This is a genomic window from Planktotalea arctica, from assembly GCF_002105285.1.
GTDB classification, from domain to species: Bacteria; Pseudomonadota; Alphaproteobacteria; order Rhodobacterales; family Rhodobacteraceae; genus Planktotalea; species Planktotalea arctica.
This window is the reverse complement of sequence record NZ_MUHR01000010.1, coordinates 34,237-48,243: the sequence shown is the minus strand read 5'-3', so window position 1 is coordinate 48,243 and position 14,007 is coordinate 34,237. Positions and strand designations below refer to the sequence as shown.

The 14,007-nt window shown below is 52.4% G+C and carries 11 protein-coding genes; 1 reads left to right on the top strand and 10 read right to left on the bottom strand.

Annotated features, from left to right (window positions below):
- Window positions 1–14: 14 nt before the first annotated feature.
- The 3 genes from fliF to B9P63_RS10400 are packed head-to-tail and all read right to left on the bottom strand — an operon-like array spanning window position 15 to window position 3,474.
- Window positions 15–1,910: a flagellar basal-body MS-ring/collar protein FliF gene (gene fliF / locus B9P63_RS10410; RefSeq protein WP_085308518.1), complete on the bottom strand. Its 1,896-nt coding sequence runs from the start codon at window positions 1,908–1,910 to the stop codon at window positions 15–17.
- A gap of 37 nt (window positions 1,911–1,947) precedes the next feature.
- Entirely contained in the window at window positions 1,948–2,295 is a 348-nt protein-coding gene (fliE, locus tag B9P63_RS10405; RefSeq protein ID WP_085308517.1) for a flagellar hook-basal body complex protein FliE, read from the bottom strand.
- Between the two features lie 15 nt (window positions 2,296–2,310).
- The gene (locus tag B9P63_RS10400; RefSeq protein ID WP_085308516.1) at window positions 2,311–3,474 is read right to left on the bottom strand and encodes a sigma 54-interacting transcriptional regulator; all 1,164 of its coding nucleotides are present in this window, start codon (window positions 3,472–3,474) and stop codon (window positions 2,311–2,313) included.
- A gap of 233 nt (window positions 3,475–3,707) precedes the next feature.
- Between B9P63_RS10400 and B9P63_RS10395 the strand changes: the two genes are divergently transcribed.
- The gene (locus B9P63_RS10395) at window positions 3,708–4,817 is read left to right on the top strand and encodes a sigma 54-interacting transcriptional regulator (protein ID WP_281252333.1); all 1,110 of its coding nucleotides are present in this window, start codon (window positions 3,708–3,710) and stop codon (window positions 4,815–4,817) included.
- Between the two features lie 19 nt (window positions 4,818–4,836).
- Here B9P63_RS10395 and B9P63_RS10390 read toward each other — a convergent pair whose 3' ends face one another.
- The 7 genes from B9P63_RS10390 to flgK form a co-directional block, all read right to left on the bottom strand.
- The gene (locus B9P63_RS10390; protein WP_085308514.1) at window positions 4,837–5,256 is read right to left on the bottom strand and encodes a hypothetical protein; all 420 of its coding nucleotides are present in this window, start codon (window positions 5,254–5,256) and stop codon (window positions 4,837–4,839) included.
- Complete coding sequence (locus B9P63_RS10385; protein ID WP_085308513.1) at window positions 5,246–5,965, bottom strand: sigma-70 family RNA polymerase sigma factor; 720 nt, start codon at window positions 5,963–5,965, stop codon at window positions 5,246–5,248. Before B9P63_RS10385 ends, B9P63_RS10390 begins: the two co-directional genes overlap by 11 nt.
- A 4-nt stretch (window positions 5,966–5,969) precedes the next feature.
- Window positions 5,970–6,755, bottom strand: a complete 786-nt coding sequence (locus B9P63_RS10380; RefSeq protein ID WP_085308512.1) for a P-loop NTPase — start codon at window positions 6,753–6,755, stop codon at window positions 5,970–5,972.
- 91 nt (window positions 6,756–6,846) lie between these two features.
- Entirely contained in the window at window positions 6,847–7,512 is a 666-nt protein-coding gene (locus tag B9P63_RS10375) for a YcbK family protein (RefSeq protein WP_176219141.1), read from the bottom strand.
- Between the two features lie 57 nt (window positions 7,513–7,569).
- A complete protein-coding gene (locus B9P63_RS10370; protein WP_085308510.1) occupies window positions 7,570–8,373 on the bottom strand; it encodes a flagellar hook-basal body protein in 804 nt (267 codons plus the stop codon).
- A 71-nt stretch (window positions 8,374–8,444) separates the two neighbouring features.
- A complete protein-coding gene (gene flgL / locus B9P63_RS10365; RefSeq protein ID WP_085308509.1) occupies window positions 8,445–9,707 on the bottom strand; it encodes a flagellar hook-associated protein FlgL in 1,263 nt (420 codons plus the stop codon).
- A 10-nt stretch (window positions 9,708–9,717) separates the two neighbouring features.
- Window positions 9,718–14,007: a flagellar hook-associated protein FlgK gene (flgK, locus tag B9P63_RS10360; protein WP_085308508.1), complete on the bottom strand. Its 4,290-nt coding sequence runs from the start codon at window positions 14,005–14,007 to the stop codon at window positions 9,718–9,720.

Here is a 14,007-nt window from a genome sequence, read left to right as displayed (position 1 = left end):
TCCTCACGCCGCGATCAAATCGTCTGATCCATGTCGTCTTCCATCATTGCTTTGAAAACATTCGAAACACGCCCGGCTTCATCAGCAACAATCATCCGGATTAGAGCGACTTTGTCGTCATAGCTATTTGCCGTATCCAACATCTCTGCCGAAATTGTGCTCTTCTTCGGCTTGAGCTTTGCCTTAATGTCCTCAAGCGATTGCCCGGCTTCCATCTCGATCGTGTCCATGTCGATTATTTCACCATTCTCCCCAGCCAAGACTTTGGAGCCATATCCTTCGCCCGGCACGGAAAGGAATTGTGTCAACAGCGGCTTAACAATGCCAAGCGTTACAATGCCAAGCACAGCAAGCATCAACAGGTTGCGCAGCATTTCGCGCACCCAAGGGTCTTCGTGCCAAACAAAATCGACACCTGCAGACATCGAGGAAATAACCTCCTCAGCTGAAATGAACGGCAAGCTCGAAACAATAAGCGTATCTCCGCGTCCCGCGTTGATCCCAACCGCCCGCTCCACAAGCGCTTTGACTTCGCTCAGGCGCTCGGGATCAAGACCAATTAGCGTTGCACCACCATCAGCTGCCTCTTCACCGTCAGCCACGACAGTCTGTGGCAGCTCACGCAAGAGGACCGCAACATGCACACCATTTAATAATGCCATCGGGCTGCTTTGCGAAGAAACCTTGCGGCTGACCTCGTAGTTGCGCAGATTATTCGAGGACCGTAACATTGCACTATCTTCCCCCCCTACACCTACGGTCGCGGGTATATCACCAACAACATCCTCACCCTCCACGCCAGTGTTCGCCGGTATCTCATCAACAGCATCCTCGCCCTCCGCGCCTGGGTTCGCCGGTATATCACCAACAGCGCCCTCGTCCGCGGCATCAACAACCGGCTCTAGCGCTGGAGTTTGCGGAGGCGTATTTGACAAGGCACCGGGAACGCCGCGACTGGGCTGGGATATCTCCTCTTCCAGTGCACTTTGTTCACTCAACAAGGCAGATTGATCCGGCAAGACCATATCCTCGGTCATTTCACGCCGCGTAAAATCAATCTCCAAACTAACCTGCGCCGAAACATTTCCCGGCCCAACAATCGGAGTCAAAAGGCTCTCAATCCGCGAACGGTAAATATCCTCAAGGCGCAGTTGATACTCCAACTGGCGATCTGCAAGCGTCGTCGCGGGATCATCGACCGTATCGGACAAAAGCCGCCCGTTTTGATCTACAACAGCAACGCCGGTCTTTGGCAGGTTCGCCACAGACGACGAAACCAGATTAACAACCGCCATCACTTGCTGAGGGCTCAGGCTGCGTCCCGGTTTGATCTGCACAAATACAGATGCGGTCGGGTTTTGCGCGTTACGCGCAAAGGCAGAACGCTCGGGGATCGCCAGATGCACACGCGACGCCGCAATCACATCAATCTCGTTGATAGAGCGGGCCAGCTCGACTTCCTGACTTTGCTTCAGGCGCATGCTCTCAACCGAGCGCGAGGTGCCCATCGGCATATCTGCCAGTACGCTATATCCATCCGGCATAGACTGAGGCAAACCCTGCGCTGCCAACACCATACGTGAATTGTAATAATCCGCCACAGGCACCGTCACATCGCCTGTCGTGGGATCAACTTGGACGTTGGTTCCGTTATTGCGCAACGCGTCCAGAATTGCCGCTTTTTCACTCTCCGGCAAGGATGCAAACAGCGTCGTGCGCTGCGGTGTTTGCAGCGACACGTAAAGAAGCAGCCCCAAGACCAAAAGCAACACAGCCGCCACAACAGGGAAAGCACGCTGAATGGCCGGTTGCCGATAGAATCCGCGCATGTCATCCATAACCAACGTCATCCGGTTCGTAAAACCAGACCGCGCAGGGATGACAGGGCTATTCGTCGAGCTATTGCTCATTATGACTACTTTCTAAAAAACAGAGGGGCGAGCGTCGTTAAACCGGCATGTTCATGACATCTCTGTAGGCGCTCAGCGCTTTGTTGCGCACGTTCAAGGTCAACTGGAAGCCAAGCGAGGAGACCTGCTGGCTCACCATGACCTTGGTCAGATCTGTTTCCTTGCCAGTCTCGAAATCACGCACCAGCTGCGCGGCATCTGATTGTGCGTCGGCAACCGCCCCAAGCGAGTCCTTGAGGCGATCAGCGAAACTCGGCGCGCCTGGCCGGAGCTCAATGCCTACACCGGCTGCACGCTGCGTCATATCGCGCGCGCGATTTATCGCATCGGTGGCGGACAGTGACGTGATGGATGTAACGGACGTTACAGAAGGGACGCTGCTCATTCAAAACACTCCTGATTAAACGCTGTGCGCAGTGTTCGGCGTAATGCCTTGAGGATCGGGAAAGGATAGTGTGCTGGAAAACTGGTCAATCATGATCGCATCACGGGTGATCGTTGCGCCCGTCTTCAAAACCAGCGCTCTCTGGATCACATTTTCCAACTCACGGATATTTCCGGGCCAGTCATACTGCTCCAACACTTCGATCGCACAGGGTGCCAGATAGGCGATTTCGCTCACGTCGCGCGCGTGCCGCACAAGGAACTCAAGGGCAATAGGCAAGATATCTGCACGCCGCTCGGACAAGGCCATCGTTGTGATCGGGAAAACATTTAGACGATAGAAAAGATCCTCGCGAAAACGCCCCGCACTGCACTCTTGCTGCATATTGCGATTGGACGTGGCCAATATACGGATATCGACACTAATCTGACGGTTGCTCCCGACAGGTGTGACCGCCAATTCCTGAATGGCGCGGAGCAACTTCGCCTGAAGCGGCATCGACATCTCTGAAATCTCGTCCAGCAACAACGTGCCGCCATCGGCTGCACGAATAAGCCCCACGTTCGCAGTGGAGGCACCGGTAAAAGCACCCTTTTCGTGACCGAACAACATAGCCTCAAGCATGTTCTCGGGGATCGCGGCACAGTTAATGGCGACAAACTCACCCTCGCTCCTGCGCGAGCGTTGATGAATATATTTTGCCATGACCTCTTTACCGCTTCCGGTCGGGCCATTGATGAACACACTCACATCTGCTTGCGCCACGCGCGCAGACATCTCGAACAGCTTGGCAACGCCAGCGTCGCGCACAAGCGCGCGGCCCGTTCCATGCAGCAGCGCCACAAGACACAAAACGGCATAGTCCCGCGGCATGGATTGACCAAGCGCAAGATGGGCGATCTTACCACTAAGTTCGGTCGTGACTGCATACTCTTGCGCCGTCTCGTCAACCACCAGAACTGTGCGCGCACCGCATTCGCGCGCCGCTTCAATAATTCCTGATTGTCCGCCAAGCGCATTTGCCCTCGCTTGCGACAAAACGAAAAAATCTGACCCTGCACGCCGCTGCGACGACTGGAACGACGCTGCACTTACGACCGCAACCCTATGCTCTTGTAGCGCACTCAAAACAGCCTCAGCTGTTTTGAACTCTACCATGTCTATGACCACTCGCTGCATGCGTCGCCTCCTACTGGGTATAAAAGGCAATCACCGTGCCAAATGCAGATAGAAGATAAAAAAATAGCCAAAAATCTTTAGCACTTCCTTATGCGATATTTTACAAGTCTTTCGATAGATATTATATCTTATGAGTTAGGAGATTTAAGAAAAAGTATTGGTTTTCAATGGTGTAAATGGGCTAAGGCATTACCAAGTGACAGGCAAATATTTGACAGGCTAGGGAGGGTCAGGTGAACACTCGGTTTGACACTAACAGCAAAGAAAACTTAATTACTGGTACCTCTCCAGTCATTAAAGCGATGCTGTCAAACATTTGCGACGCCGCTCCATTCAACGTCAATGTGATTGCAACAGGCCCGACCGGAGCTGGAAAAGAGCTCGTCGCGCAAGTACTTCACGCAACCTCTGAACGCACAGGTCCACTTGTTTCCGTCAACTGCGCCGCCATCCCGCGCGATCTTTTGGAAGCAGAACTTTTCGGTCACGAAAAAGGTGCCTTTACCGGCGCAACCTCGCGGCGCATCGGGCGCATCGAGCAGGCACAGGGCGGCACTCTATTCCTAGATGAAATCGGCGACATGCCGCTGGATCTACAGGCAAAGCTCCTGCGCGTTATAGAAGCACGCGTCGTTACACGCGTCGGATCAAATACAGAAACCCCTGTTGATTTCCGCCTTGTCTGCGCAACGCATCAAAACCTGCAAAGCCTTGCTGATCGTGGAAAATTTCGAGAAGATTTGATGTTCCGCATTTCGGTGATTGCGATCCGCGTTCCACCCCTCTCAGAACGCTTGCAAGATATCCCCGAACTGGTTGAGACCATTGCAAGGCAGATGGATAACGACAATAGCGGCCTCACAAGCCCCTATATAGAGCCATGCGGCCAAGCAGAGCTGATGCGCTATAATTGGCCGGGCAATGTGCGCGAGCTTAAAAACTTCTGCCAACGCGCAGCAGTCCTGTCGCGCGGCAAATCAATAGACCAAGCTATGGTTCGTAAACTTCTCTATGGCGAAATCGACGCTGTTGAAGAAGGAAACACGCTTTGGAATGCGATCGCAGCACTGTCCGAACCAGATGATGAACAAGATAGCAAAGAACAACAACACGAGCCTGTCGGCTTAACCGACAGCTATGATCAAATCATCAATGTCCTCAAAGCCGACACCACTTTTGCGCTCAAAGACCACATCGAAGAACGCGAACGCGCGTTCATATCCGCCGCTCTGGAACTTTCGCAAAACAACATCGCATCAGCGGCGAAAACGCTTTCGCTCAAACGAACAACCTTGATCGCGAAAATACAAAAATACAGCCTTGGCCGATCGCACGCCGAATAAAAGTCTTAAAAAAGCACTCCTACAAAATAGGGATGTTCCAGGACAAATCGGAAATGTTAAATTTTCGACGCTCTTCCAGCAAAATGACTCCCTCAGGCGATATCAATATCTTTTCCTGCAAGGCGAGGATCACAGACGCCGGACGCGGCAAAGACCCACGCAACAGCAAGAGCAAATGATCAAACTGATGCGGTGCAACAGCAGCATTTGCCTGCATGACGGGCCGATGCTCCTCGATCTCCAAGGTGCCGATACCGCCCACATGAACATGTTCACCTGCACGGATCGTCAAATTCATATTCCCCCGCGCAAGGTTCTTTAGCGTACCGTTCACCACTAGATCCGGTTTGGTATTATGCCCGATGATCGCGATCTCGGCGGACTGCACCGACACTTGAACAATATTGCTACTGTCAAAATCTTGCCGCTCATTCTCCATCAAAGAAATCCTGAAGCAATGGCTGCATTCGCTTGAAAGCTTCCGATTTGATCTGCGATATGCGCCCTGCCGTTACATCCAGCACCGCAGCAATTTCATAAAGGTTCAGTTCTTCGACATAATATAGCTGAAGCACCAATGCATCGCGCTCGGGCAAGGTCTTAAGCGCCGACAACAACGCCTCCTTCAGGCGGCCACGATCCAATTCCTGCTCTATCGGCGCATCATTGTTGGCAAACCACATCGAATGCTCGTCGTATTCATCCTGAAGCGCATTGTGATAACTGCTGCTCAAGGCCTGCTCCCAGACGGAAAACTCTTCCAGAGTCAGCCCACTTGCCTCGGCCAATTCATGCTTTTCCGGCGTGCGGCCCAATTCCTGCGACAGCTTTTCCTGTGCAACATTGACCGCCTGATTGATCTTGATTGATTTTCGGCTCAACGTCGAATTCTTGCGCAAAAAATCATAGATCGCGCCGCGAATACGCACCACAGCGTAGCTTTCGAAAGAAACCCCTTCTTGCCGTGTGTAGCGCTGAGCCGCCTCGATCAGGCCAACCAAACCAATCTGCAAAAGATCGTCAAAGTCTACGATCGAGCGGACCCTCGAATGAACACGATACGCCACCTTGCGCACCAATATTTCATTCTCACCGACAATCTTTTCGATATTGCTTTGCGTTGAAAGGTAGCGGTTCACACCGGCCATTCAATTAACCACGTTCAGAGGTAGAAACCTCAATCTGCGGCACAGGGCTACGCGCCCCCGCCAAGATCCGATACAAAATTACGTCAATTTGCTCGATCAGGGGCTTTTCCCCGGGAGCAAGCACAATGGGGCGACAATCACGTGAAGAATTGGCAATTGCTTCGCGATGAAGGACGAAACCGACCAAAGACAACGACACAGGCAAAAAACCGCTAACGGTACGTTGAAAATTATCAAACACAGCTTGGGCTTTTGACTTATTGATTGCCATGTTCACGACAACACTGAACTGTGTGATACGCCGCTCGACGAATGCGTTTTTAATTAGTGCGTATGCATCAACAAAACTGGTCGCCTGACCCAGCAAAACGATAACAACATGATCCGCATTGGAAAGCGTGTTCAGAACGCCCCGCCCCGAACCTGCAGGTGCGTCCACAACCACGTAATCAAAACCGTTTTTCATAGCTCTGATCTGCGGCACCAATTCTTCTAGCGGGTCTCCATCTTTTTCAAGCGTCACACTACTTCCAGAGCGCCCAGGCAGAATCGACATGAGTCCAGGCACAGGTTGCACCACCTCTTCGAGGGCCTTTTCACCCTCAATGTAATCCACAAGATCCGCTTTAGGGCGATGACCCAAAAGGATATGGGCATTCGCCATCAACAGGTCTGCATCAACCAGCAACGTTTCCCCTGCAATTTCCTGCAATCGAATAGCAAAATTGGCAGCAAGCGACGATTTTCCGACACCACCTTTACCGCTAGCTATAGAAATTACTGTTGTCATACGACATCTCCGACTGATCACACGATGACTGCACAAATCAGGCCAAACCCGAAAATATTACAGTAAATTTCGAATTTTCTTCATAAATTACTTACGCCCCCCAGCTTCGACGGGGACCACTATCAATATGCAAAAACGTCCGATAAGTACCCACGCCACCAGAACACAGCTTTTTCGCGGTCCGCGACGTTTTCGAGATTGGAACATCGGGAAATGAAAAGTCTATCGCGCGACCCTGCATGTGCAGCGATCGGCGCGCCACATTTGCACTTTTCCGCCGCAGCATGTCATTGGTCGCTTTCGATCGGTATCCAGATGTGATGCGCAGCTTCAAAGCGCCCGATCCTCGCGGCGCAAACACTTCACAAATCTCCAATAAATCTTCTAGAACCGCGCCATCGATTGCCTTGATTTCATTCTGCCGCCAATCACGCAAAAAGTGATTGAGCTGAGACACCTGCGCATCACTCAATTTCGATTGCGACGACAACTCAAGACGCATCGTCTCGTTCGTATTCGCATTTTGCAATGCTATCTTCAGAGGGCGCAAGTTCTTGAAAGAAGGACCTCGCTTCTGAGTTAGACGTGTTTGCGGTGCCAAATCAGGTTCAGGGTCACTGTATAAGTTCAAAAGTCTTCCACCGTCTCCCCGCGAATTAAGCGAAGCAGGAGAAAACATACCCAGACCACTACTCGAATCAAAAAGTGGCGCTGCCGACACAAGGCCAGGCGAAGCGAGCAACCCAAAAATAGCCACTCTGCGCGTCATTTGCCCAGAACCAGACCTAGAATCTTTAACTTTGGACACGATACTCTACCGCGTCAGCTTTTCAACCATGTCTGTGTAGGTCTGTAATATGCGTGATGATCCTGAGAACTGCTGCTGCGCACGGATCATACTCGTCATTTCAGATGTAAGATCGACATTCGAGGATTCCAACGTACCAGTTAAGATTGATCCGAACCCTTCTTGTCCAGCAACACCCAACATCAAGTTACCCGCTTCCTGGCTTTCTTGGAAACGGCTCATGCCCAACTGGCGCAGCGCGGTAGTGTTTGGAAAAACAGCAATCGCTAACTGCCCTATCAACTTTGGCGCTTCAGAGCCGTATGTCGCCATCATCCTCCCGTCCGAAGCAATTTCAAGCGCCGTCAATTTGACGCCGTTCTCGTCCTGGTAGGGCACAGAAAGCGCCTGCAATTCTGTGCCTCCCAAACCGTCATACCCGTACACAATATCATTGGTCGAGGAACGCAACACGCCATCTTGGTCAAGCATAAACTCACCGTCGCGCGTGAACGAAAGAACCTCCGAGGGCGTACCATCGGGATTAGGCGTTGTCGTGACGAACAACCCATTGCCCGCAAGCGCCATGTTCAGAACACCATCCCGTTCCATCATTCCGCCCTGCTTAGAGCTTTGACGTGTTTGCTCGACGATGCTGCCGACACCTGTCGATGTGCGCGTGACCGTTTCAGGAGTTGAACCGCTATACAGGTCAGCAAAGCTTGCATTGCTCTTTTTAAATGCCGTCGTCCCTGCGTTAGCCACGTTGTTAGACACTACAGAAATCTCGAACATTGACGTCGACATGCCAGATAAAATCGTGCCAAACATTGCAAACTCCTTTTCAACTCATTCAGTACAAACTTGCAGGTATCATGCCAAAGCGATCCGACTGGTTGAAATCACTTCAAATAATCAAATAAAGATGTCTGCCCAATCTGGGAATAGGCTTGGCGTGCTGCACTTTGCGTTAACATCAAAGTCTTCATTTCTGTAATCACTTGCTCAAGATCAGCGGACGACAATTCATTTATCCTAATATCAAGTGACACAGATCGTGTTCTCAAAACATCTTCTTGCGTTTCAGCCCTTAACAAGCGCGCACCTACAGTGGTTCGCGAAATCGCAATATCTGTGCCCCCCGCAACAATTTTCGAAAGCTGCGCCTCCAACGATTGAATCTTCGGTGCAAATGTTTCGACGGGGTCAGTGCCCACACTCATCGTGAATGTTGGCTCGCGCTCTGCCCTATCCACCCCTTCTACCGCAAGATTGGAAAGTTTGATTTCACCTGATGCACTGTTTAACTGAAGTTGACCGTTCACCATGCTCGCCGTCACGCCCGTAACGTCGCTTGCGGCATTGATCGCTTCCAAAACCCGCTCGGATGATCCGCCAACAACGCCCTTTGCAACAATAGTTGTCGTGCCGTCAGGGCCACTTAAATCAAAGCTCCATTCGCGCGGAACACGGTCGCCGTTTATACGCAGCGTCATCCCACCCTCTGCTTGCGCCGTGACAATATCTTTCGTGCCCGAATGCGTCAGCAACGCCGCTTCAAAACTATCGACGATGTCGAAAATACTCTGGCTGCCATTTTCCGTTTGCACCTGCATGAACACTTCACCGCCATTCACAGAGGTCGGCAAACGCATGCTTTCAGACACAGCAAGAGTATGCTCGCCCCCATCGCCAAGATATTTTACGCGTCCGTCTTCGCCTTGCTGATACGGTATTATATCCGTGGCATATCCACCAAACAACGCCTGCCCGTCAGAGCTTCGCGTATTAGCCAATCCAAGCAAGGCCTCACGCAGCTGTCCTACCTCTATGCCAATTGCTTCTAGATCCGACGCGGCAAAAGTGTCGTTGTTCGCCGCAATCGCCTGTTCACGCAATCTCACAAAAATCGCGTCAGCTTCTTGCAGCACCGTGTCTCCAAGTGCCAAACGGTCCTGCGCCGTTTTTACATTGCGCTGAAAACTCTCCATTTGAGTTGAGTGCTCGACCAATGCAGAAAGCTGAACCGCCTCAAGCGGTTTTTCAGAGGCTTGCGTAATTTCTTTACCCGTCGACACCTTGGTCTGACGTAGCTGTATTTCTTCGTTCAGCGTATCGAAACGCTTCAGCATGGTATCAGCGAAAAGTTTTGTAGAAACCGTCATTTATATTACCTCAAGCAATTTGTATTAGCGTGTCAAAAAGCTCGCGTGCAGTTTGCAAAATACGCGCAGCCGCTTGATAGGCTTGTTGTTGTGACATCAACTTTGCAGCTTCCTCATCCATGTTTACACCGCTCAGCTCACTTTCGGCAGCAACCGCAGCTTCATGCACCGCCTCATTGGACATATGCGTCAAACGCGCGGCTTCCAGACTGGCACCGACACCCGCTGCAATGGCACGAAAATCGTCCTGAAAACTTTTGATCCCCGTCTGCTGTTGTCCAAACATTGCGAGCGCATCGATGTTACGTGAATCCCCCGGCGCGCGCTGACCAGTGGCAACATTGAAGCTGTCACCCGTTTCGGCAAAACCTGACAACTCCAAATCTTGCCCAGAAACATTGAAACGCACAATTCCGTTACTGGTGCGCGTTGCAATCGAAACACCAGACTCGCGATCAAACAGCTCAACACGCCCGCTCGCCGCGTCCACCATTTCAACGCGGAAACTCTCTTGACCGCGATTTTCGTTATTCAGAACCGGCCCCACCTCGAATTGAGCACCCAATCGCTTGGCACCTTCGCCACCGATGGTGACAATCAATTCCTCATCCGGGATATCAGTGAGGTGGATGTAGGAGGCCGCCGCACTCACGCCACCAGCAACAATGTCGATCGCTAGATCATTTGTGCTGCGCGCGTGCAGAACGCCGTCCTGCACATTTATTTCGGCAGCCCCTACTTTAAACCCGAGCTGCTGCGCCTCGGTGCTCGGCACGATAGAAACGGAACCTAACCCCGCCTTCAGAGCGCTCAACACAAGCGCGTTTTCTCCGCTCGCTTGCGCGACAACAGACGCCTGCAATAGACCATCTGCCTCGGCAGGAAGTGCAACCGAATAGACACCAGCAGCAAGCGTTACATCAACATCATACTGCGTCCCGTCCAACGAAACAGCCATCGAATATGTGCCATCCGCCAGCGCTGAATCAATCCCACGACCCTGTACAGACGCGCTGCTTTGCGTCGAAGCCAAACCAAACGCAGATGCCATCGTATCGGAAACAGCCTTAGGCCCCAAGCCAGAAAGATGGCCTCCAACAACACCCAGCGACAGCATATAGTCTCCGTCCTCTTCAATGAGATCTGGCACAATGCGTCCGGCCTCTGGGCCCGTTATCGCGAAATCCAGCGCGCTCAGCCGCGTTGGATCGCCGTCATCAACACGCTCCAGCGTATATTCCGCACCGCCAATCATAAAGATGGCACTCGTGCCGACTATTGGAAAATCATCCGCCTGCATCGCCGCGCCAAGTAGTGCCGGAATTGGCGCACTCGAACGAAGCTGCGCAGCAGTATTGATTGCAACCTGCTGGGCCGAAGGCACCCCTCCACCGCTCACATCCGCGCTAAAGGTTACTACACCTGCAAGCTTTACTTCGGTCTTGAACTGCGCCGACGGAGCATGCACCTGTGTGCCATCCACACTCAAAGCAGCGCCGTCGATTACCGGATCTACCCCGAATCGTAGTGCTGCACTTGTGCCACCATCTGTAAACTGACGCGTGACCAAGCCGCCAATCATTGGCTCAGCTACCGAGCTTAATGTGTTCAATTCTTTGCCAACCTGCGCACTCTTAATATCAAACTGTGCGCCACTGGCAAATTGCACAGTGCCACTGACACGCATCTCGCTGCTCAAAGCCGTTTCGAATGCAGGTACGGCATTACCATCAAGCGCCAAAGGCTGGAACTCCTGATCCAAAACCGCAACAGTGAACCCGATATCCTGCAAAGCAACATTGCTAATTCCAATGTCGAAACCGTCGTCGTGCACCAATGTAAGCGATCCTGTCGAAAGCGACAGTTCGGCGCGCACACCAGTCTCCTCGCTCCTGCCATTCACACTATTCACGAGCTCGCTTAGATCGCCATTGCTCACTTGCGCAGTGATCGTCAAAGGCACGCCATTGCTGCCAGTCAAGTCAAACTGGGCAATGCCACTGAGAGGGGCGTCAAGGGTTAAACGCATCGCCGTCATCGCATTCGCCGTGACACCCATCGCTGCGAACGTTTCGTTGGCGCTTTGCGCAACATAGGCGGCATCAACCGCAGGCGGAATCGAGAATGAACGCACCGCCCCCGTCGAAACTTCCAGCGTAAGGGTCTGGGCCACCGTGGAATTCAGCTTGCTATCGGCCGACACTAGTCCATCATTGCTACCGCGCAAACCAACCAACGTCGAGGACACTACATTAAGACCACTGCTTAACGGATCAACACCGGCGCGGTTCTGAATAACACTCATTCCGCGATACCCTGTACCGCTGGTGATGGTGTTATAGTCGGCGCGATATTCTGCTTCCGGGTTGAAACCGTTTTCGACAGTCAACAGTTGCGATACCTCATCAACCGGTAAAGGAGCTCCAGCAATCTGGCGCCCTTCCCGGGTGAAAATCCGAATGTCGGATGCAGCCTGCTCAGCCAACACGTTTGTGCCAAGCGAGTTGCCCGAAGAAGAAACCGCTGACAGCCCGCTAAAGACGCTGGAGGCATCCGAAGCAAAGGCCAAACCACTGCCGGACCCGGACACACTAATACCCAGATCAGCAAGCGTCTGCCCGCTTCCGCTTTGAAGAACACCCATATTCAAATAATGGGCAATTTCCTCTCCAGATTCCCAGGCCAGTGCACCGACAGATTCCGGACTCAATGCAAAACTATGGCTCGCTCCATCCAGCACCAATGTGATCGCTGCAATGTCTGCACCTTCTTGCGCAAAGACCGATCCAGTTGTCTGCGTCGCTAGACTGGCAAGAGTGATTTCTTGTGTTCCCCTCGGAATACTTCCCACGACGCCTGCACGTAAAAACGTCTGTGCTGCAACCGGAGAGAGATTGTTTGCCAACGTATCCGTTAAGGACGGCAAGCCCGACACCTCTTGCGACGCGCTATTTGCAACAAGCGTCGCAGTGCCCAAGTTGGTTGTATCAGGATAGACAACCACAGTGGACGCAGCAGCAATCTCCTCCGAGCGGCGCAAAAGGAACGTAAGACGCGACGCATCTCCTGGATCGCGCACCAGAGTAAATTTGTCCTGATCCTGCGCAGCTCCGCTCACATCTATAACTGCACCATCGATTTCGATCCGGCTTCGCCCCGTACCCAGCGTCGCGCCAGTATCATCTGCCAAAACCCAATGATCGGTCTGCGCATTAAATGTCATCGACATCTGCGATAACTGATCCGCACGCCCTGGAACCAGATTCACGCTCACCTCTGCACTGCCCTTGTTGGCTTGACTTGCAACCGGCGAAAACTGCGCAACTGCGAATAGTTCTTTGCCAAGCTGCCCTTCCAGATCAATCCCCTGCGCATGCTGCTCGTTCATTTCGCCACTGAAATTGCGCGCAAGAGTATCCAACTCATCAAGTGCGCGCCGCGTTGTTCCATAGGCGTCAACCAGTCCGCGCAACTCTCCGGATTCGAACTGGGACACAATCTGCCCTGATCCGATCCGAAACAGCAAATTGCCATCGTTTGTCTGTGTCGCGCTCAATGTCTTGGCATCTTCGCCACTCAGAATAACGGGGCTAGCCGCTGATGCACCCATCCGCAATTCTGCATCAAAACGCTCGCCAATCGTAACAACAAGCGGCACCTTAGCGGAAATCGTATCAATCAAACGATCGCGTTCATCCAAAAGACTGTTGGGCGGCGTGCCCCCCAAATTTGAAGATCGCAACTGCCCATTCAAAGCCCCGAGAGCGTCGAGGTTTTGATTAACCTCCATCAGCCGCGTTTCGATCTCAGAAAATGTGCCCGACTGCAAATCACCCAGCAACAACGCCGTCGTATTGAAGGCGCTGCTTACCGTGTGCCCCATCTCGATAGCAGCCGCACGCGGCGCGAGATCGCCCGGATTGGCCGCAATCTGGCCAAGCCTTTCAAAAAACGCAGTCAGTGCAACACCCAAATCACCGTCATTTGGCAAAATGGTATTTTCTAACTGCTCCAACTTGCCAACAAACGCGTCAGAGGCCTCAAACCGCGCTGATGCCGATCGTGTGCTTTCAGACAAAAACGAATCGTATGCGCGCCGAACCTCTCCGAGTTTCACACCTAAACCGACCTGCGATGTCAACGCCGTCAGCTCGCTTTGAACTCCAAAGACTTCTGTCAGAGTTGCGTCACGCCGACGATACCCCTCGGTATTGGCGTTAACAATATTCTGACCTGTGACATTCAGCGCTTCACGCTGCGCCAGAATAGCACTGCGCCCGATATCCAGTAAACTCGCCAT

Coding starts and splice junctions, on each gene's coding strand:
- flgL (WP_085308509.1), bottom strand. CDS start 9,707: ATGACGGTTTCTACAAAACTTTTCGCTGATACCATGCTGAAGCGTTTC.
- B9P63_RS10370 (WP_085308510.1), bottom strand. CDS start 8,373: ATGTTTGGCACGATTTTATCTGGCATGTCGACGTCAATGTTCGAGATT.
- flgK (WP_085308508.1), bottom strand. CDS start 14,007: ATGGCGAGTTTACTGGATATCGGGCGCAGTGCTATTCTGGCGCAGCGT.
- B9P63_RS10380 (WP_085308512.1), bottom strand. CDS start 6,755: ATGACAACAGTAATTTCTATAGCTAGCGGTAAAGGTGGTGTCGGAAAA.
- B9P63_RS10390 (WP_085308514.1), bottom strand. CDS start 5,256: ATGGAGAATGAGCGGCAAGATTTTGACAGTAGCAATATTGTTCAAGTG.
- fliF (WP_085308518.1), bottom strand. CDS start 1,910: ATGAGCAATAGCTCGACGAATAGCCCTGTCATCCCTGCGCGGTCTGGT.
- B9P63_RS10400 (WP_085308516.1), bottom strand. CDS start 3,474: ATGCAGCGAGTGGTCATAGACATGGTAGAGTTCAAAACAGCTGAGGCT.
- fliE (WP_085308517.1), bottom strand. CDS start 2,295: ATGAGCAGCGTCCCTTCTGTAACGTCCGTTACATCCATCACGTCACTG.
- B9P63_RS10385 (WP_085308513.1), bottom strand. CDS start 5,965: ATGGCCGGTGTGAACCGCTACCTTTCAACGCAAAGCAATATCGAAAAG.